Origin of the sequence: Nonomuraea sp. NPDC049028 (genome assembly GCF_043197735.1) — a bacterium.
Taxonomy (GTDB): Bacteria; Actinomycetota; Actinomycetes; order Streptosporangiales; family Streptosporangiaceae; genus Nonomuraea.
In genome coordinates, this window is sequence record NZ_JBICTR010000001.1 from 327,836 (window position 1) to 346,523 (window position 18,688).

General features: G+C 71.3%; 14 protein-coding genes. 11 read left to right on the forward strand and 3 right to left on the reverse strand.

What is annotated here, in order from left to right; all coding sequences use genetic code 11:
- Nucleotides 1–37 precede the first annotated feature (37 nt).
- Nucleotides 38–673, reverse strand: coding sequence for a thymidine kinase (locus ACGFJ2_RS01520; RefSeq protein WP_357941209.1), 636 nt, complete (start codon nucleotides 671–673; stop codon nucleotides 38–40).
- 76 nt (nucleotides 674–749) lie between these two features.
- On the opposite strand from ACGFJ2_RS01520, the gene ACGFJ2_RS01525 reads away from it, so the two are divergent.
- The 6 genes from ACGFJ2_RS01525 to ACGFJ2_RS01550 all read left to right on the forward strand — a co-directional run bounded on the left by ACGFJ2_RS01525 (nucleotide 750) and on the right by ACGFJ2_RS01550 (nucleotide 8,172).
- On the forward strand, nucleotides 750–1,121 hold the full coding sequence (locus tag ACGFJ2_RS01525; RefSeq protein WP_357642639.1) for a hypothetical protein: 372 nt from the start codon (nucleotides 750–752) through the stop codon (nucleotides 1,119–1,121).
- A 6-nt stretch (nucleotides 1,122–1,127) separates the two neighbouring features.
- The gene (locus ACGFJ2_RS01530; RefSeq protein ID WP_393463543.1) at nucleotides 1,128–3,134 is read left to right on the forward strand and encodes a hydantoinase/oxoprolinase family protein; all 2,007 of its coding nucleotides are present in this window, start codon (nucleotides 1,128–1,130) and stop codon (nucleotides 3,132–3,134) included.
- The gene (locus tag ACGFJ2_RS01535; protein WP_357941215.1) at nucleotides 3,127–4,935 is read left to right on the forward strand and encodes a hydantoinase B/oxoprolinase family protein; all 1,809 of its coding nucleotides are present in this window, start codon (nucleotides 3,127–3,129) and stop codon (nucleotides 4,933–4,935) included. The genes ACGFJ2_RS01530 and ACGFJ2_RS01535 overlap by 8 nt, the downstream gene beginning before the upstream one ends.
- A gap of 72 nt (nucleotides 4,936–5,007) precedes the next feature.
- Nucleotides 5,008–5,895: a Gfo/Idh/MocA family protein gene (locus ACGFJ2_RS01540; protein ID WP_393463545.1), complete on the forward strand. Its 888-nt coding sequence runs from the start codon at nucleotides 5,008–5,010 to the stop codon at nucleotides 5,893–5,895.
- Nucleotides 5,896–6,074: 179 nt separating this feature from the next.
- Nucleotides 6,075–7,079 (forward strand): NAD-dependent epimerase/dehydratase family protein, encoded by a 1,005-nt coding sequence (locus tag ACGFJ2_RS01545; RefSeq protein ID WP_393463547.1) that lies wholly within the window; start codon nucleotides 6,075–6,077, stop codon nucleotides 7,077–7,079.
- A 37-nt stretch (nucleotides 7,080–7,116) separates the two neighbouring features.
- On the forward strand, nucleotides 7,117–8,172 hold the full coding sequence (locus tag ACGFJ2_RS01550; protein ID WP_357941221.1) for a dihydrodipicolinate synthase family protein: 1,056 nt from the start codon (nucleotides 7,117–7,119) through the stop codon (nucleotides 8,170–8,172).
- A gap of 86 nt (nucleotides 8,173–8,258) precedes the next feature.
- On the opposite strand, the gene ACGFJ2_RS01555 is transcribed toward ACGFJ2_RS01550, so the two are convergent.
- On the reverse strand, nucleotides 8,259–9,494 hold the full coding sequence (locus ACGFJ2_RS01555; RefSeq protein WP_358175462.1) for a hypothetical protein: 1,236 nt from the start codon (nucleotides 9,492–9,494) through the stop codon (nucleotides 8,259–8,261).
- Nucleotides 9,495–9,524: 30 nt separating this feature from the next.
- Here ACGFJ2_RS01555 and ACGFJ2_RS01560 point away from each other — a divergent pair, with 30 nt between their 5' ends.
- The 5 genes from ACGFJ2_RS01560 (at nucleotide 9,525) to ACGFJ2_RS01580 (ending at nucleotide 14,608) form a co-directional block, all read left to right on the forward strand.
- Nucleotides 9,525–10,673 carry a DegT/DnrJ/EryC1/StrS family aminotransferase gene (locus ACGFJ2_RS01560; RefSeq protein WP_393463550.1) on the forward strand — a complete coding sequence of 383 codons (1,149 nt, stop codon included), beginning with the start codon at nucleotides 9,525–9,527 and terminating at the stop codon, nucleotides 10,671–10,673.
- Nucleotides 10,674–10,775: 102 nt separating this feature from the next.
- Nucleotides 10,776–12,017, forward strand: coding sequence for an ABC transporter substrate-binding protein (locus ACGFJ2_RS01565; protein WP_393463552.1), 1,242 nt, complete (start codon nucleotides 10,776–10,778; stop codon nucleotides 12,015–12,017).
- Nucleotides 12,018–12,019: 2 nt separating this feature from the next.
- A complete protein-coding gene (locus tag ACGFJ2_RS01570; RefSeq protein ID WP_225289419.1) occupies nucleotides 12,020–12,886 on the forward strand; it encodes a carbohydrate ABC transporter permease in 867 nt (288 codons plus the stop codon).
- A complete protein-coding gene (locus ACGFJ2_RS01575; RefSeq protein ID WP_357941230.1) occupies nucleotides 12,883–13,692 on the forward strand; it encodes a carbohydrate ABC transporter permease in 810 nt (269 codons plus the stop codon). The genes ACGFJ2_RS01570 and ACGFJ2_RS01575 overlap by 4 nt, the downstream gene beginning before the upstream one ends.
- Nucleotides 13,693–13,702: 10 nt before the next feature.
- Nucleotides 13,703–14,608, forward strand: a complete 906-nt coding sequence (locus ACGFJ2_RS01580; protein ID WP_393463554.1) for a dihydrodipicolinate synthase family protein — start codon at nucleotides 13,703–13,705, stop codon at nucleotides 14,606–14,608.
- Here ACGFJ2_RS01580 and ACGFJ2_RS01585 read toward each other — a convergent pair.
- A complete protein-coding gene (locus tag ACGFJ2_RS01585; RefSeq protein WP_358175983.1) occupies nucleotides 14,593–18,582 on the reverse strand; it encodes a S8 family serine peptidase in 3,990 nt (1,329 codons plus the stop codon). The genes ACGFJ2_RS01580 and ACGFJ2_RS01585 overlap by 16 nt on opposite strands.
- Nucleotides 18,583–18,688: the final 106 nt, after the last annotated feature.

Here is an 18,688-nt window from a genome sequence, read left to right on the forward strand (position 1 = left end):
GGGCCCCTTTAAGGGCCGTGGAAGAAGGTGGCCAGGCTCAGGCAGTGCCCTCGCCCAGGAGGCCCGCGCGGTGGTGGCGGCGGCAGAGGACCTGGTAGCGGACCGGGGACGCGTCCGTGTCGCCGATCACGACCTGCTCGCCCGTACGGACCAGCTCCCCGCCCACGATCCGCCCGTTGAGCTGGCCGGGGCGCCCGCACCAGCACAGCACCTCGACCTGCAACCGGCACACCTCGTCCGCCAGCTCGAACAGCCGCTGCGCCGCCGGGAACATCACGGATCTGAAGTCCGAGGCCAGCCCGAAGGCGTAGACGTCGATGCCGTGGTCGTCCACCAGGTCGGCGAGCTGCTCGATCTGGTCGACGGTGTAGAAGCAGACCTCGTCGCAGATCAGGTAGTCGATCCTGTCGTGGCCGGTCACGAGCGTCACCAGGTCGAGGGAGTCCACGACCTCGATGGCGTCCAGGCCGAGCCCTATCCTGCTGGTGACCTGGGGTCCGCCCGAGCGGTCGTGCTTGGTCAGGACCAGCCCGCGCCGGCCCTGGCGGCCGTGGTTGTAGTTCATCTGCAGCGCGAGCGTGGACTTCCCGCAGTCCATGGGACCGAAGTAGAACTTCAGTACGGCATCACGGGCGCCGGACGGGACGGCGGACAGGGCAAACGTGTCGGTCACAGGGGGCCACCTTAGCGGCTTGGCTTGTTACCTGACCTCGTGGGAGATTTCTCCCCTGGAGTTATCAGGAGGAACCGTGGTCACAGAGAAGCCCCCTTCGCTCGACGCGATGATGACGACCGACGACCTCACGGCGGCGCAGGCCGACGCCACGAGGTGGCGGTACGGCTTCCTTGTGGTCGTGGCGGGGATCGTCGCGGTGCTGGTGGCCTTCGGGGCCGCCGTGTTCGCCACGAAGGAGTTCGCGGCGTTGTTCGCGGGCGTGGCCGGGGTGGTGGGCACGATCATCGGCGCCTACTTCGGCGTGCAGGCTGGGCAGTCGGGTAAGGCCAGGGTCGAGGCCGAACTTGCCAGGTCACAGGAGCTAGTGGTGCGCTTGGCCGCCTATGTTGGCACTGAGAACGCGCCCCGGGTCATCGATGAAGTGCTCGGCCGGCGCCGAAGCTGAGGAGCCATGCGTAGCGTCCGTATTGGAGTCGACACCGGGGGCACGTTCACCGACGTGGTGGCCGTGGACGACCAGACCGGTGAGATCGTCACCACCAAAACCCCCTCGACCCCCGCGAACCCGGCCGACGGGTTCGTCAGGGGCATCGAGAAGCTGGGGCCGCTCGACGCGAGTTCCGTCGTGCACGGCACCACTGTGGCCACCAATCAACTGCTCGAGGACCGGATCGCGAACCTGGGGTTCATCACGACCGAGGGCTTCGAGTTCATCCTGGAGATAGCCAGGCAGAGCGTGCCCGACGGCTATGGCAACTCCTACTTCTGGGTCAAACCACCGCGGATCGTCCCGATCCACCTGGTCAAGACCGTCGGGGGGCGGCTGGACCACACCGGTGCCGAGGTACGCCCGTTCGCCGAGGAGCAGGCCGCCGAGGTGGCCCGCTGGTTCAAGGCCAAGGGCGTCACCGCGATCGGCGTGTGCTTCCTGCACTCGTACGCCAATCCGGACCACGAGCGGCGCATGCGGGACGTACTGGCCCGTGAGCACCCCGAGGCGATCGTCTCGCTGTCGAGCGACGTGCTGCGCGAATACCGCGAGTACGAGCGGTCGGTCACCACGCTCGTGGACGCGGCGGTCAAGCCGACGATGCGCCGCTACCTGGCCAACCTGTCGGCCCGGCTCGGCATGCCGTTCTCGGTGATGAAGTCCAACGGCGGCGTGCTGTCGGCCCGCGAGGTCGTCAACCAGCCGATCACCACGGTGCTGTCGGGGCCCGCTGCCGGGGCGCTGGGAGCGGCGCTCATCGCGTCCACGGCGGGGCACCCGTCGGTGATCACCCTGGACGGCGGCGGCACGTCCACCGACGTCTCCGTGGTGATCGACGGCGAGCCGTCCATCACCACCGAGGGCGTCATCGGGCGCTACCCGTGCAAGATCCCGATGATCGACATCGTCACCGTCGGCGCGGGCGGCGGCTCGATCGCCTGGATCTCGCCCGAGGGCACGCTGAAGGTCGGCCCCAAGTCGGCCGGGGCCGATCCCGGACCGCTCTGCTACGGCAGGGGCGGCACCGAGGTGACGGTCACCGACGCGCACGTCTTCCTCGGCCGCATCCCGCCGCACCTGCTCGGCGGGGAGATCCCGCTCGACGTGGCGGCCGCGCGCACCGGCATCCAGGCGCTGGCCGACAAGCTCGGGCTCAGCGCCGAGCGGACCGCGACGGGCATCCTGGAGATCAGCGCGTTCAACCAGAGCAACGCCATCCGCCAGCTCACCGTCAAGCGCGGGCTCGACGTGCGGGACTTCCCGCTGGTGACGTTCGGCGGCTCGGGGCCGCTGCTGGCCTGCCGGCTGATCGACATCCTGGGACTGCCCGCGGTGGTCGTCCCGCCCGATCCGGGCAACGTCTCGGCGTTCGGCCTGCTCACGGTGGACGTCAAGAACGACTACGTCCGTACGCACGTCACCCGCGACCTGTCACCGGCGACGGCAGGGGAGATCTTCCGCGAGCTGGAGGGCGAGGCGGCGCAGGCGCTCGACCGGGAGGGCTTCGACGAGCCGGTCTACGCCCGCAGCGCCGACCTGCGTTACTACGGTCAGGCGTACGAGGTGAGCGTGGCCGCCCCGGCGGGCGAGGTGGACGAGGAGTGGCGCCGGGAGGTGCTGGACCGCTTCCACCAGGCGCACGAGAAGCTCTACGGCTACGGCTACCGCGACGACGAGCGGCACGGCGTCGAATGGGTCAACCTGCGCGTCTCCGGCATCGGTCCCATCACCCGCCCGGCCATCCGCCGCAGGGAGCCCGGCGCCGGTGAGCGGCCCGCGGCGGCGACCAGGAGCGTGCACTTCGACTCGGCCGCCGACACGCCGATCCACCAGCGGTCCGACCTGGACCCGGGCACCGTGGTCGAGGGTCCGGCGGTCATCGAGGAGTACGGCTCGACGATCCCCATCCATCCCGGCTTCACCGCCCAGGTGGACGACTACGGCAACGTGGAGGTGCGGCGTGGCTGACCCGATTCTCGTCGAGATCGTCGAGGGCACCCTGGCCTCCGTGGAGAAGGAGGTCGAGACCGCGATCGCGCGTACGGCCCGCTCGCCGATGATCCGCGACGCGCACGACTTCCGCGCGGGCATCCACGACGCGCGGCTGCGCAAGCTGACCGGCCGCTCCTACAGCGCGCTCGTCCAGCCGATCGTCCGCGACTTCCCGATCGAGGAGATGAACCCCGGCGACGTCTTCTTCCACAACGACGTCTACCTGTCAGAAGGCGGGATCGGCCACCTGCCCGATCTGTGCGTCACCGTCCCGGTCTTCCACGAGGGCTCTGTGGTGGCCTTCGTGCAGGCGTTCGGGCACCACGACGACATCGGCGGCTCCGTGCCCGGCTCGATGCCCTCGCACGCGCGCAGCGTGTACGAGGAGGGGCTGATGGTCCCGCCGATCAAGCTGTGGGACGCGGGCGTGCCCAACGAGGCCGCGCTGCGCATCATGACCCGCAACTCGCGCATGCCCGACTCCCTCGCGGGCGACCTCGACGCCGAGTGCTCGGCCTGCCTCATGGGGGCGCGCCGCCTGGGCGAGCTGTTCGACAGGTACGGCCGGGCCGAGGTCGAGGCGTGCTTCGACGCGATCATCGGCAAGACGACGGAGACGTTCCGGCGCGAGCTGCTGGCCAAGATCCCCGAGGGCACCTACACCTGGGAGGACTACGCCGAGCACGACGGCGTGGACGAGCCGCGGCTGCACGCCCAGCGGATCACGCTCACCGTCGACCACGCGGCGGACGCCCCGCTGAAGATCGACTTCACCGGCACGTCACCGCAGGCCAAGGGGCCGATCAACCACGCGGGCGACTACGCCGACGGGGTGTTCCTGAAGAAGTGGCTGGCCCCCATCCTGCGCAACCTCGCCGACACCCCGGAGCGCATGGCCGAGCTGGACGTCAACGAGGGCGTCGTCCCCCTGATCGAGATGGTCTTCCCGGAGAAGGGGACGCTGCTCACCCCGATCTTCCCCGCGCCAACCAACGCGCGGACGTTCGTGATCCTGCGCCTGCTCGGCGTGCTCGCGGGCGTGCTGGCCAAGGCCACCGGCGGCCGCATGCCGGCCGACCAGGAGACGATCCGCTACACCGGCGTCCACGGCGCCGACGCCGACGGCGTCCCGTACCTGATGAGGGAGGTCCTCGGCGGCGGCTCCGGCGGGCGCTGGTACGCCGACGGCGAGGACACCATCCACGTGGTGCCCGACTCGCGCAACATCCCGGTGGAGTTCGCCGAGGCGCGCTGGCCGTTCCGGGTCGAGCGGCTGGCGCTGGCCTGTGACTCGGGCGGGCCGGGCATGTTCAGGGGCGGGCTCGGCTACGACAAGCACATCAGGATGCTCAGGGACGCCTCGTACATGTCGATCGCCGACCGGTCGATCCTGTCGTGCTGGGGCGTCAACGGCGGGCTGGCCGGGCGGCCGTTCCGGGTCGAGATCGCGGGCAAGGAGATGGAAGGCCTGGTGGACGACTACCAGGTGCAGGCGGGCGAGACCATCCGCATCCGCACCACCGGGGGCGGCGGCTGGGGCTCACCGTACGACCGGGACCCGCGCGCCGTGGCGGCGGACGTCCGCGACGGGAAGGTGTCGATCGCCGGCGCCCTGGGCGACTACGGCGTGGTGCTGGACGGCGACCGCATCGACGAGCAGGGCACCGCCCAGCTCCGCGCCAACCTGCGCCCGCCGGCGGGCCGCTTCTTCGACCGCGGCCCCGGCTACCCGAAGCTGTCGGGCGGCCGCTCCCACGCGGAGGTGGACGAGCTCTAGCGGATGCCATGATGGGCTCCATTTCCTGAGATTTTCTGAGATTTCCTGAAATGTCGTGAAATGGAGCCAGCCATGCGTGTCGCCCTAGCCGGTCTCGCCACCAGCCATCCCTTCACCGACGCCCGTACCCTGGCCCGCCACGCGGACCTGCTGGTGTGGGAGGAGGACCCGGAACGGCTGAGCCGCTTCACCGGCGAGCACCCCGGCGCCGAGGTGCTGCCGAGCCTGGCCGCGCTGCTGGCCGCCGAGCCGGACGGCGTGGTGCTGACCGTGCCGAGCCCGCGCGTGCCCGGGGCGCTGGCGGCCGTGCTCGACACCGGCGCGGCCTGCTTCGTGAACAAGCCCGCCGTCGCCACCCGCGCCCAGCTGCGCGAGCTGGACCGGCTGCGGATCCACGACCGCGTGCTGTCCAGCTCGGTGCTCCGCTTCGCCCCGGCCTTCGCGGGGCTGCGGGTGGACCCCGCCGACGTGCTCGCGGTCCGGGCCACCGTACGGCATGACGTCGGCCTCTGGGCCAATGGCTACAACGCCTGGCAGGACACCCCCGGCGAGGGCGGCGGGACGATGGTGACCATGGGGATCCACGGCGTGGAGCTGCTGGTCTCGCTGTTCGGCCCGGACGTACGGCTGGCCGGCGCGGCCTCGGCCACCAGGCACTACGCGGGCCTGCGCTCGGAGGACACCGGCGTCATGGCCCTGCGCTGGGACAGCGGCGTCACCGGCACGGTCGAGATCCTCGGCGTCTCCGACGAGGAGTCCTACTCCGTCACCATCCATCGGCGCGGCGGCACCGACACCGTCGTGATCGAAGGCGGCGACGACCACGTCAAGGGCCTGGGCTACGAGGGGACGATCGAGGCGTTCCTGGCGATGATCGGGGGCGCGCCGAGCCCGGTCCCGTGGGCGCAGACCCGGGCCATCCTGGAGGTACTGGTCGCGGCCCGCGAAACCACCCAATGACCGGCTCGTGAGAGCGCCCAACGACCGGCGCGCGAACCACCCGTTGCCCGGCGTCCGAGGACGCCCGCCGACAGGCGTCCGAGGACGCCCGCCGACAGGCGTCCGAGGGCGCCCATTGACAGCCGAACTCCGCCGCAGTTACGGTCTGGACCGTAAATGACGTAACGGAGGTAGACCGCGTGCGGACGACAGCGGAACTCGAGGAACGGCTGGCGCGGCCGAGCGCCGCCCTCGTCGACGACCTGAGCAGGCTCGACGGCGACATCCTGATCCTCGGCGCGGGCGGCAAGCTCGGCCCGAGCCTGGTCCGGCTGGCGCTCAACGCCACGCGTGGCGACCGGCGGATCACCGCGGTGTCCCGGTTCTCCGAACCCGGGCTGGCCCAGGCGCTCCAGGACGACGGCGCGACCGTGGTGGCCGCCGACGTGGCCGACGAGGGGGCACTGCGCGAGCTCCCCGAAGCGCCGAACGTGGTGTTCCTGGTCGGCGCCAAGTTCGGCACCGAGGGCCGGGAGCACGCCACCTGGTTCACCAACGCGTACCTGCCGGGCAGGGTCGCCGACAGGTTCAGGGACGCCAGGATCGCCGCCCTGTCCACCGGCAACGTCTACCCGCTGGTCCCCGTGGGCGGCGGCAGCACGGAGGGCTCGCCGACCGGGCCGGTCGGCGACTACGCGATGAGCTGCCTCGGCCGGGAGCGGGTGTTGTCGCACTTCGCGGAGGCGTACGGCACCCGCATGTCGCTGCTGCGGCTCAACTACGCCGTCGAGCTGCGCTACGGCGTGCTCGTCGACCTGGCCGGGAAGATCCTGGCCGGGGAGCCGATCGATCTGGCCACCGGCCAGGTCAACGTGGTCTGGCAGGGTTACGCCAACGAGGTCGTGCTCCGCTCGCTGCTGCTCGCCGAGTCACCGCCGTACGTGCTCAACGTGACCGGGCCCGAGCTGGTCTCGGTCCGGCAGGCGGCGCTGGACCTCGGCGCGGCCCTGGGCAAGGAGCCGGTGTTCAGCGGCGAGGAGGCGCCCACGGCGCTGCTGTCGAACGCCGGCAAGTGCCACCGCCTGTTCGGCTACCCCGAGCTCACGCCCGCCGAGCTGATCGAGCACACGGCGCGCTGGGTGGCCGACGGCGGCCCGCTGCTCGGCAAGCCCACCAAGTTCGAACGCCGTGACGGCCGCTTCTAACCGCGTGCCCGGTTCATTGACCCAAGGGGGATCCGACGTGCTCAGCACGATTCCAGAGGCGCAGACGTCCGTGCGCGAGCTGTTCCGGCGCGGCCTGGTGATTCCGGCGCACCCGCTGGCGTTGACCGAGGACCGGAAGCTGGACGAGCGGCGGCAGCGGGCGCTGACCCGCTACTACGTCGAGGCCGGCGCGGGCGGGCTGGCGGTGGGCGTGCACACCACGCAGTTCGCCATCCACGGCACCGACCTGCTGCCGCCGGTGCTGGAGCTGGCCGCGCGGACCGCGGGGGAGTACGAGCGCGAGGTGGTCCTGGTGGCGGGCGCGACCGGGACCACGCGGCAGGCCGTGGCGGAGGCCGAGCTGGCCAGGTCGCTCGGCTACCACATGGTGCTGCTGAGCCCGTGCCGGGAGCTGGACGAGGACGGGCTGATCGAGCGGGCGCGGGCGGTGGGCGAGGTGCTGCCGGTCATCGGCTTCTACCTGCAGACCGCGGTCGGCGGACGCCCTTTGTCACGAAATTTCTGGACCCGGTTGGCGGCGATCGAGTCCGTGGTGGGCATCAAGGTCGCCCCCTTCGACCGCTATCGCACGCTCGACGTGCTCCACGGCGTGGTCCGGGCCGGTCGCGCGGCCGAGGTCGCACTCTACACCGGCAACGACGACCACATCCTGGCCGATCTCGTCACCACCCACCGGGTCGTCGTGGACGGCCACGAGGTGGAGATCGAGTTCGTCGGCGGGCTGCTCGGTCAGTGGGCGGTCTGGGTACGGCGGGCGGTCGAACTGCTGGAGGAGGCCAAGCTGGCCCGCTCGGGCGACGACGCGGCCATGCGGCGGCTGCTCACCCTCGACGGCCACCTCACCGACGCCAACGCCGCCATCTTCGACTCGGCCAACGCCTTCCACGGCTGCATCCCCGGCATCCACGAGGTGCTGCGCCGCCAGGGGCTGCTGGCGGGGCGCTGGTGCCTGGACCCGGCGGAGGAGCTCTCACCGGGGCAGCTCGCGGAGCTCGACCGGATCTGGGCCGCCTACCCGTGGCTACGGGACGACGACTTCGTCAGCGCCGGCCTGTCCCGCTGGCTCGCCTGACCCTCATGCGAGCCAGCGGCACCGTCCCCGAGCCGGCCGTCCCCGAGCCGGCCGTCCCCAAAACGGCCGTCCCCGAGCCTGCCGCCTCAGAGTGTGAGGCGGTACAGGGTCAGGGGGCGGCCGCTGGAGCCGCTGGTGAGGTTGCCCGTGCGTTCGGCCAGCCCGGCCAGCTCCAGCCGGTGCAGCATGCGCCGGGCCGTGCGCTGCTGGACGTCGAGGCGGTCGGCGATCTCCCTGGTGGTCAGCGGCTCGTCACCCGCCGCCGACCGCGCCTCCAGCAGCCGCTCGATCGTCGCCACCGACAGCCCCACGCGGCGGGCGATCACCGAGAGGTTGCGCTCCGACTCCGGGACGCCGGCGACCGACTCCAGGACGATGTCGGTGTCGGCGCGCAGCGACAGCACCGCCGCGACCTCGCCGATGCGCCGGGCGCGGGCCAGGGCCCGGCGGGCCAGGCTCTCGGCCTCCGCCGCGCTGCGGCCCAGCCCGAAACCCACGCGTACCACCTGATTCTGCGCCGCGAGGCGGCTCAGCATGGGCAGGCCGGTGAAGCCGCCCGTGGCGTCGTACAGCGGGCCCCGGGTGGTCACCAGGAGATGGGTGCCGCCCCGGAAGGCGGCCAGTGTGCCGCCGAGCGCGGTGGCCTCGCGCAGCAGTCCCTCCTCGTTCTCGACCTCGATCAGCCCGAGCGCGATCTGCGCGTCCTCCTGCGCCTGCCCCTCGGCGGTCAGCAGCAGCTGGCGCAGCGCCACCCGGACCGAGTGGACGGACGGCGCCAGGCGCAGCACGTGCATCTCACCGCGCAGCGCCTCGTGCACCGAGCTCAGGCAGGTGATCACCGGATGGGCGGGGCCGCGCCGGTGGAAGGCGATCGCCTTCTTGGAGGTCATCTCCGGCCGGTAGGGCAGCGTCCTGAGCGTGTCGGCGGGCAGCCCGGCCTCGGCGAACGTGGCCACCACGTCGGCCGCGGGCAGCGTGTCGATGGACAGCCCGGTGACGTCCTGGCCCTCGTGCTGCAGGCGTACCAGGGCGCTGAGCAGCGTCGCGCCCGAGTAGTCGACGAACGCGGCGGCCCGGCTCAGCACCTCGGCGTCGCGGGAGAGCATGTAGGGGACGATGCCGGTGAACAGCCATCCCTCCACGGCGGCGGCGTGCGCCTCGACGATCGCGGGCGCCTGCGACTCGTGGTCGTAGTCGAGGCGCAGCGCGGTGACCCCGGGCTGCTCCTCGCAGGTGGCCGCGACGTCGTCGACCAGATCATGCGGGCCGACGACCCCGATGACGATTCCCACCCACGCCTCCCTCTCGCTGTTTTCGGTCAAGACCGCAATTATAACTTGTGAGGTGCCCCTGTGAAGTTCCCGTCCATGGCCGAGGCCGCCGGCCGTACGCTCGGCGACGAAGAGGTCGCCGCCGCGGCGCGGGTGATCCGCTCGGGCATGCTCAGCTCCGTCTGGGGGACCGAGACCAGAGCGCTCGAACGCGAGGTCGCCGCCTTGTACGGCGTGCGCCACGCGGTCGCGTGCGGCTCCGGCACCGCGGCCCTCCATCTGTCGGTCGTGGCGGCTGCGCCGGACCCCGGAGACGAGATCATCACGACGCCGATCACCGACTTCGGGACCGTGGCCCCCATCCTGGCGCAGAACGCGGTCCCTGTCTTCGCGGATGTAGATCCCTCGGACGGCAATCTCGACCCCGGCGCGGTGGCCAAGCTGATCGGCCCGCGAACGCGGGCGATCATGGCCGTCCACCTGTTCGGCGCGCCCGCCCGCGTGGCCGAGCTGCGGGCGCTGGCCGACGAGCACGGCCTGGCGCTGATCGAGGACTGTGCCCAGGCGTGGCTCGCCGAGCTGCCGGACGGCCGGCCGGCGGGCACGGTGGGCGACGTCGCCACCCTCAGCCTGCAGCAGTGGAAGCACATCACCTGCGGCGACGGCGGCCTGGCGCTCACCGAGGACGACGAGCTGGCGCGCCGGATGCGGCTGTTCGCCGACAAGGGCTGGGACCGGGCGGCCGGGCGCTCGCACGCCGGTTTCGGCCTGAACTACCGCATGACCGAGCTGCAGGCCGCCGTGGCGCGGGCCCAGCTCGCCAAGCTGCCCGGCGTCGTCGCGGCCCGCCGGAGCACGGCCGTACGGCTGCTCGACGCCCTTCAGGGTCTGCCAGGGGTACGGCTGCCGCGCCCGGAGGGGCACGCCTGGTGGCTGTTCCCCATCGTGCGGCCGGAGGGTGACGCCCGGGAGCTGGCCGCGCACCTGGCCGCGGCCGGGATACCCGCGCGGGCCGGTTACCTGGAGGAGCCGCTGAACCGCGCCCCACTGTGGGATCGGCCCATCTACGGCTCCTCGCGCTACCCGCTCGACGGGTACGTCCCGAACCCGTGTCCCGAGGCCGAGCGGCTGGTCGCCGAGACGCTGCTGATCATCGACTGGAACGAGAACTACACGGCCGAGCACGCCGACGCCGTCGCCCGCGAGATCACCCGATTCACCGCGCGTTAACGGTGGAGGCCGTAGTTACGTTCAGGTATCGCCCATTGACCGCACGAGGTCCTCGTCATTAGGTTTCGGTCAGGACCGGTATTACTCGAAAGGAATCCGCCGATGAGGAAGACAGCGGCACTCGGCCTGACGGCCGCCCTGGCCCTCGCCGCCGCCGGGTGCGGATCCAGCGGCTCGGACAAGAGCACCGTGACCCTCTGGATGTACCCCGTCATCGGGGACCAGGCCAAGAGCCAGGCGTTCTGGGCCAAGGTCGAGAAGGACTTCGAGGCCAAGAACGCGACGATCGACATCAAGATCGACCAGCAGCCGTGGGAGGGCCGTCAGGAGAAGGTCACCACGGCACTGGTCTCGAAGAAGGGCTTCGACCTCGTCGTCCTGGGTCCCGACCAGATCCCGCAGTACGCCCAGCAGGGCACCATCGACGCCGTCGACGACGTGGTGGGCAAGGACAAGGCGACCTACCTGCCCAGCGCGCTCACCGCGCTGACCGTGAACGGCAAGCTGTACGGCGTGCCGATCTACCAGACGATCACCGCCCCCATCTACAACAAGAAGCTGTTCGCCGAGGCGGGCGTCGACAAGGTGCCCGAGACGCTGGCCGAGCTCAAGGCGGCGGCGCCCAAGCTGGCCGCCAAGAAGGTCGCCGTGCTCGACTACCCCGGCAAGCCCGAGGTCAGCCTCAACCAGAGCTTCTACCCCATCCTGTGGGCCAACGGCGGCAGCGTCTTCGCCCCCGACGGCAAGAAGGTGGCCTTCAACGGCCCGCAAGGCGTCGACAGTCTGCAACTCCTGCTCGACCTGAAGGCCGCGGGCGGCCTGCCCGCCGACGCCGCCAGCAAGGGCAACGAGATCGAGGGCGGCGCCCTGGCGGGTGGCAAGAGCGCGATGTACCACGCGGCCACCGCCCTGCAGGCCACCCAGCTCGGCGCCGCGATCGGCGCCGAGAACGTCGGCATCGGCCTGCCGCTTGAGGGCACCAAGCGGGTCGCGTTCGGCATCCCCGGCGCCCTGGTGCTGGCCAAGCACGCCGAGAGCAAGGACGCGGCGAAGAAGTTCGCCACCTACCTGTCCTCGCCCGAGGTCGCGGCGAGCCTGGCCGCGGAGTCGGGCTTCTTCCCCGCCCGTACCGACGTGACCGTGCCGGGGCAGTCGGCCGCGGCCACGGAGTTCGCCAAGTCGCTGCAGTACGCCTTCCCCGGTGACACCCACCCGAAGGCCCGCCAGGTGATGGGCGTCATCGCCCCGCACATCCAGGCGGCCCTGCTCGGCAAGGAGGACGCGAAGACGGCGCTCGACGCGGCGGCCAAGGAGGCCGACGCGCTGCTGGGCAACGGCGGATAGGGATGCGCCAACGCCTGCGTGACCCGGTCACGGGCCTGCTGTTCGTGCTGCCCGTGCTGGTGCTCTTCCTGATCTTCCGGATCTTCCCCGCCCTCGGCGCGGCGGGGATGAGCCTGACCAACTGGAACATCGGCGGGGAGTGGAGCTTCGTCGGCGCGGACAACTACGCCCGGCTGCTCGACGACACGATCTTCTGGACGAGCCTGCGCGTGACGCTCGTGTACGTGGCCGTCTACGTGCCGCTCACCCTGCTCGTCTCGCTCGGCACGGCGTTGCTGCTGAACCAGGTCGTGTTCCTGCGCGGCCTGTTCCGCGGCATGCTGTTCCTGCCGTACGTGACCAGCTTCGTGCTGGCCGGCGTCATCTGGCGGTGGATCTACGAGTTCGACGGCCTGATCAACGGCGTCCTGGGCAAGGCCGGGCTCGGCCCGGTGGCCTTCCTGGAGCAGTCGTCGCTGGTGCTGCCGGCCCTGGCCGTGGTGTCGGCGTGGAAGGGCTTCGGCTACTCCATGCTGATCCTGCTGGCCGGGCTGAAGGCCATCCCCGGCTCCTACCTGGAGGCGGCCCGGGTCGACGGGGCCTCGGCGTGGCAGCGCTTCCGCCGGATCACGCTGCCGCTGCTGAAGCCCGCGCTCTTCTTCGTCCTGGTGATCGAGACGATCAGCGCCTTCCAGACCTTCGACACCGTCTACGTGATGACCGGTGGCGGTCCCGCCAGGGCCACCTACACCCTCATCTACGGCATCTACGACCACGGCTTCAGATCCTTCGACTTCGGCTACGCCGCCACGTGGGGGATGGTCCTGTTCGCCCTGGTGCTCATCGTGTCGCTGATCCAGCGCCGCTTCCTGGACCGGGGGAACACATGACGCGCACGCGGCAGAGATGGCCGCTCGTCGCGCTGCTCGGCGTGCTGTCGGTGCTGACCGTCAGCCCGTTCGCCGCCATGCTGATCGTCGCGCTGTCGCCCGCGGGCGCCCCTACCCTGCCCGCGCAGTGGCCGGACTCGCTCACGCTCGACAACCTCACGCGGGTGCTGTCCGCCTCCGGCTTCGTGGGGTGGACGGTCAACTCGCTGGTGTACTCCGTGGTCTCGGTGGTGATCATCCTGCTCACCGCCTCGATGGCCGGGTACGCGTTCGCCAAGAAGCGCTTCCCCGGCCGCCAGGCGATGTTCTGGACGTTCCTCGCGACCATGATGGTGCCCTTCCAGGCCACCCTGATCCCGACGTTCGTGCTGGTCAACAGCCTGGACGGGGTGGACACGTTCTGGGGGCTGATCGTGCCGACGCTGGCCAACTCGCAGGCCGTGTTCCTGATGCGGCAGTTCATCATGGGGCTGCCCGACGAGCTGTTCGACGCGGCCAAGGTGGACGGCGCCTCCGAGCTGCGGGTCTACTGGACGATCGTGGTGCCGCTGACCCGGCCCGTCCTGGCCACGCTGGGCGTGTTCGTGTTCCTGTGGCACTGGAACGACTTCCTGTGGCCGCTGGTCGTGGGGCAGAGCGACGCCACCCGTACGCTCACCGTCGGCCTGACCACGCTGCGGACCGAGGAGATGCAGCTGTCGGTGCTGATGGCGTCGGCGGCGATCTCCGTGGTGCCGTGCCTGCTGGTCTTCTTCCTGTTGCAGCGGTACCTGGTCAACAGCATCGCGATGACTGGGCTGAAATAAGCTCTCTCGGGTGGATATTTCGGCACAAGTCCTCCGTGATCGTCTTCGCGGCACGCTGCTCGCCGCCGCGGCCACCCCCATGACGGAGTCGGGCGAGGTGGATCTCGGCGTGGTGTCGCGCTACCTCGCCGGGCTGGTCGAGGACGGCGCCGACGGGCTGGCGGTGCTCGCGCACACCGGCCGCGGGCCGTACCTGGCGCCGGACGTACGCGCCGCCGTGATCGAGCGCGCGGTCGCGCTCGGCGTGCCGGTCATCGTCGGCGTCGGCGGCTCGTCGGCGCATTCCGGGGGGGTCGCTCAGGCCGAGGAGCAGGCCCGGGTGGCCGCGAGGCTCGGTGCCGATGGCGTCCTGGTCTTCCCCGCCGAGGGCGACCGGCTGGGCGGCCACGAGGCGATCTGGCGGGCGGCCGGGATCCCCATGATCGCCTTCGACCTCTACACCCGGCCCTGCCCGCCCGAGACCATGCGGGACCTTCTCCGGCATCCCGGCGTGGCCGGGATCAAGACCGCGCTGCTGTCCGACGCCATGGGCTGCCAGCGCGCCATCACCCTCGCGAGGGAGGCGGGCAGGCTGGCCATCACCGGTGAGGACCGCATGTTCGGCCCGTCGCTCCTGTGGGGCGCCGAGGCCGCCCTGGTGGGCCTCGCGGCCGCGTCGGTCCCGGTCACGGCCGCGGTCATGGCCGCCTACCGAGGTTCGGACCTGCGGGCCTTCGACGCGGCGTCGGGCCGCCTGGACCGCCTGGCCACCGCCACCTTCACCGAGCCCATGGAGGGCTACGTCCAGCGCATGCTGTGGCTCGCGGCGGCCGAGGGCCGCATCCCGGAGTCCCACGCCCACGACCCGTACGGCCCGCCCCTGCCGGAGCAGGAACGGGCCGCGGTGGCGAGGGCGGGGGGCTACCTCGCCAAGTAGGCGTCGGCGACGGTCTGCGTGACGGTGTTGCCGTCCTTGCCCTTCGCCTCGGCCTTGATCGTGATGCTGCCGGCCGGGTTGACCACCAGGACCTTGTAGGAGCCGCCCGGCGCCGGGAGGACCACGGCCGGCGTCCAGTGGGCGCCCTTGTCGGCGGAGGTCCAGACCCGCAGCGCGGACGCGCCGCCCTCGGCCTTGACGGTGAACGCGAACGGCCGGCCGGCGGCCACGGTGTCGTTCCCCGGCAGGTTGAGCTGGTACCGGAGCTGGATCAGCGGCAACCGGGCACACGGCTGCTTGTCGCCGAAGAGCAAGCCGTCCAGGCAGGGGTAGGGGGCGTTGTCCTTCGCCGGCCGGGCGGATCGGAACGTCCAGGTGGACTCGACGCTGGTGCCCGGGTGCTTGCCGGTGAACCCGTCCTTCCACACATCGGTCAGCCGGTACGTGCCCGACCCGGCCGGCACGCTGTAGTACGGCAGGCCGATCTCGTCGTACTGGGGCTGCACCTCCGTCTCGCCGCTGAACAGGTGGGTCTGCTCGTCGCCCGGCGCCCCCACGTAGGTGTGGCTGGGGTCGGAGGCGTCGGTGTAGTAGCCCAGGCCGGCCGGGACGAGCGCGCGCACCCGCATCCGGTCGCCCTGGCGGCAGCCGTCGCAGAAGATCCCCGGATCGACCCAGTCCGGCCGGTCAGGCCCGGCGGTGATCTGGGTGGGCATGAGGGCTTCGTTCCAGTCCTCCCGCTCCTGGGTGGCGCGGGTGAACCCCCGTTCGGACATGGCCAGGCGAGTGGTGTCCGTGGCGGGGTCGCGGAACTGATAGCCGCGCTGCCACAGCACCTCGCTGCCGGTCGTGTTGTAGTACTCGGTCCGGGTCACGGGCGCGTTGAAGAGGTGCGAGCCGCGGACGCTGAGCGGCTGGACGGGGATGTAGGTGTGGTCGACCTCGTTGAAGTTCGGGTACGGCCCCCACCTCCCCGCCTGCATGGGGAACTGGGCGTGGTAGGTGGTGTCGATCGCGGTCAGGTCGCGGGCCTTCGGGGCGAAGGTCAGGCGGCCGGCGGTGACGCCCTTCACGTAGTAGGCCAGCTTGTACTCGAACGGGCTGGTCGGCTGGACGGTCAGCTTCCCGGCCGGGTACGGCTTGCGGGCCATGGCCTTGCCGAGGGTGTCGGCTTCGGCGCTGTCGAGCCACAGGAGGGGCAGCTTGTTCTGGGCGAGGTAGGCGTCGGCGCTGAGGATCCAGGCGAAGCGGTCGCTGGTGATCACACCCGCGGCCCCGCCCTTGATCGCCGTCTCCATGTCGGTCAGGAGGAGCTGCAGTGAGTTCCTGGCGGGGAGGTAGACCAGCTTGCCGCGTATGTCCGCGCCGATGGTGGTCAGGCTCAGCCGCTGGTCGGCGGCGAACTTGGGCACCAGGGCGTCGTGCTCACTGACGTAGCGCGGGTGCAGCGACAGGCCCGGCACGCTCAGCGAGACCTCCGGCGCCCGGCGGATCTGGTCGAACAGGAACGTGAAGGTGCCCACGGTCGGCTTGGACGTCAGGGGCGTGACCCAGTAGTTACCGGTGATGGCCGGCTCGTAGCTCAGCAGCGAGGCGCCGGCGTACATCCGTCCCGAGGCGGTCGTGCGGACGTTCATCACGTTCAGGAACACCGGCTCCGACTCGCGCGGCGTGCTGATCCGCAACTGCTCGGTCTTCGTCGCGTCCAGGGTGATCGTGGTCTCGCCGGTGAGCTTGGTCTCGGGGGCGATCAGCAGGCCGTACTGGAGCTGGCGGGCCGGCATGGTGTACCACCACGGCTGGGCGCTGATGGAGTAGACGCCGCCGTGGGCGAGCTTCACGTCCACCTGCACCGTGCCGGGCACGTCGGTGGTCCGCCAGTTCTCGGTGACCACGGTGAGCGGCTCGCCGGCCAGGATCGGATCGGTGTCGCTGACCCTGATCACGGCCAGCGGTCCGGGGTTCAGCCTCGTCCACTCGGGCTTGCCGACGAGCTTGACGTGCACCGTGTCCATCTGGGCCTGCTTACGGAAGGCGATGGGGGCCGTCAGCCGGTCGGTCCCGGCCGTCGCCGTCAGGCGGCCCTCGTACCAGCCGGGGTCGCCGAGCTTGGGCTCGATGGTGAGGTCCGCGGCGGCGGTGCCACCGGCGGGGACGGTCACCGACGACGGCGTGATCGTGGCCATCCCGGCGGGCGCCTGCGTGCCGTCGTGCGTCAGGGCCACCGACAGGGCCAGCGTGACGGGGTCCTTGCCGGTGTTGCGGTAGGTCACCTTCTTGGTGAGCGTCTGGCCGGTGTACGGGTCGGTGAACCCGGCCGACACCGCCGACAGGTCGTCGAAGACCTGCTGGGTGACGGCCCGGCCGATGTCCAGCCGACCGGCGCCCTGGTCGTACGGCGAGGTGGCGTCAAGGGGCTGCGCGGTGCCCACCAGGGCGGTCTTGAGCTGGTCGGGCGTCCAGTCGGGATGCTGGGCGGCCAGGATGCCCGCCGCGGCGGCCACGTGCGGCGTGGCCATCGAGGTGCCGGACGCCGCCGTGTAGTTGTCGTCGATCGGGCCGCCGCCCGGGACGCTGCTGCCCTCGCCGAGCGAGGTCCCGGCCGCGCGGGCCGCGATGATGTTCACGCCGGGCGCGGTGATCTCCGGCTTGATCGCGAAGTCGTCGCTCAGGCGCGGGCCGCGGCTGGAGAACGACGCGATCTTGTCGGCGGAGTCGACCGCCCCGACCGTGAGGGCCGAGGTCGCCGCGCCGGGCGCGGCCACGGTGAACCGGTCAGGGCCCGAGTTGCCCGCCGCGACCACGAACAGCGTGCCGTACTCGGCGGTCAGGTCGTTGGCCGCCTGGCTCAGCGGGTCGGTGCCGTCGGTCGCGCCGTTGCTGCCCAGGCTCATGTTGACCACCCGGGCGTGCTCGGTGGCCGCCTGCCACTCCATCGCCGCGATGATCTCGGAGTTGTTGCCGCTGCCGGTGTCGTCCAGCGCCTTGGCGATGGTCAGCCGGGCACCGGGCGCGACGCCCTTGTAGCGGCCGTTGGACGCGGCGCCGCTGCCCGCGATGATGCCCGCCACGTGGGTTCCGTGGCCGAACTTGTCGGAGACGTTGGCCGGGTCGCCGCCGCCGGGACTGCCCGCCGGGACGAAGCTGCGCGCCTCGGCGATCCTGCCCTGAAGGTCGGGGTGCCGGGCGTCGATGCCGGTGTCGATGATGCCGACCGTGGCGCCGGTGCCGTCGAACCCGGCGGCCCACGCCTTCGGCGCGCCGATCTGCGGGTTGCTGACGTCGTCGAGCGCCTTGGCCTTGCCGTCGAGCCACACCTTGCGCAGGCCGCTCTCGAGGGCGGGGGCCGCCTTCGCCTTGGCCTCCGACGGGGTCGTCTCCCCGGTTACGGACTGCCAGAACGCTCGGGCCTGCTTCTTGTCGACCTTCAGCGCGGCGCCGTCGATGCTCTTCAGGACCAGCGGTTCCGCGCCGCCCTTCAGAGACCGGGCCTTGCCCGCGACGTCGCCGGACTTCACCTGCGGCTGGTACTGGACGATGAGGGGCAGCCGATCGGCCTTGGCGTCGCCGTACCCGTTGACGGCCAGGTAGTCGACGTTGAACAGCTCCTTGTCCAGCAGACCGCTGCTGACGTAAGGCCCGGCGTCGGTGGGGATCACGTAGTAGCCGTGCTCGTCCTGCTGGGCCTGGTAGGTCGTCGCCTCGTGGCCGTCGCGGGGGTCCACGACGACCGCCGCGCGGCCCGCGGCGTCCTTGGAGTAGGTGACGGTGTCCCCGGTGACCAGGGTGATCTTGACGGGCGCCGTACCCGGTGCCTTGACGGCGGCGGGCGCGTTGGCGGACCCGTTGGCGGGCGCCTCGGCGGGTGCGGCGGCGGGCGCGGCGGTGGCCGGCTCGGCTACGGCGACCAGCGGCACCGCCAGCGCGAACGCGAGTAAGGCCCCGAGACCGCGTCGCCGGGGGGTGGACAGCATGCGCACGGCACTCTCCTGTGCGGTGGAGATCGTTTCCTCGCTGACCTAATCTGGGAATCAGTCAGGGCACAAGTACGCCGGAGGGGCCAAAACCCGCCAGGTGGCG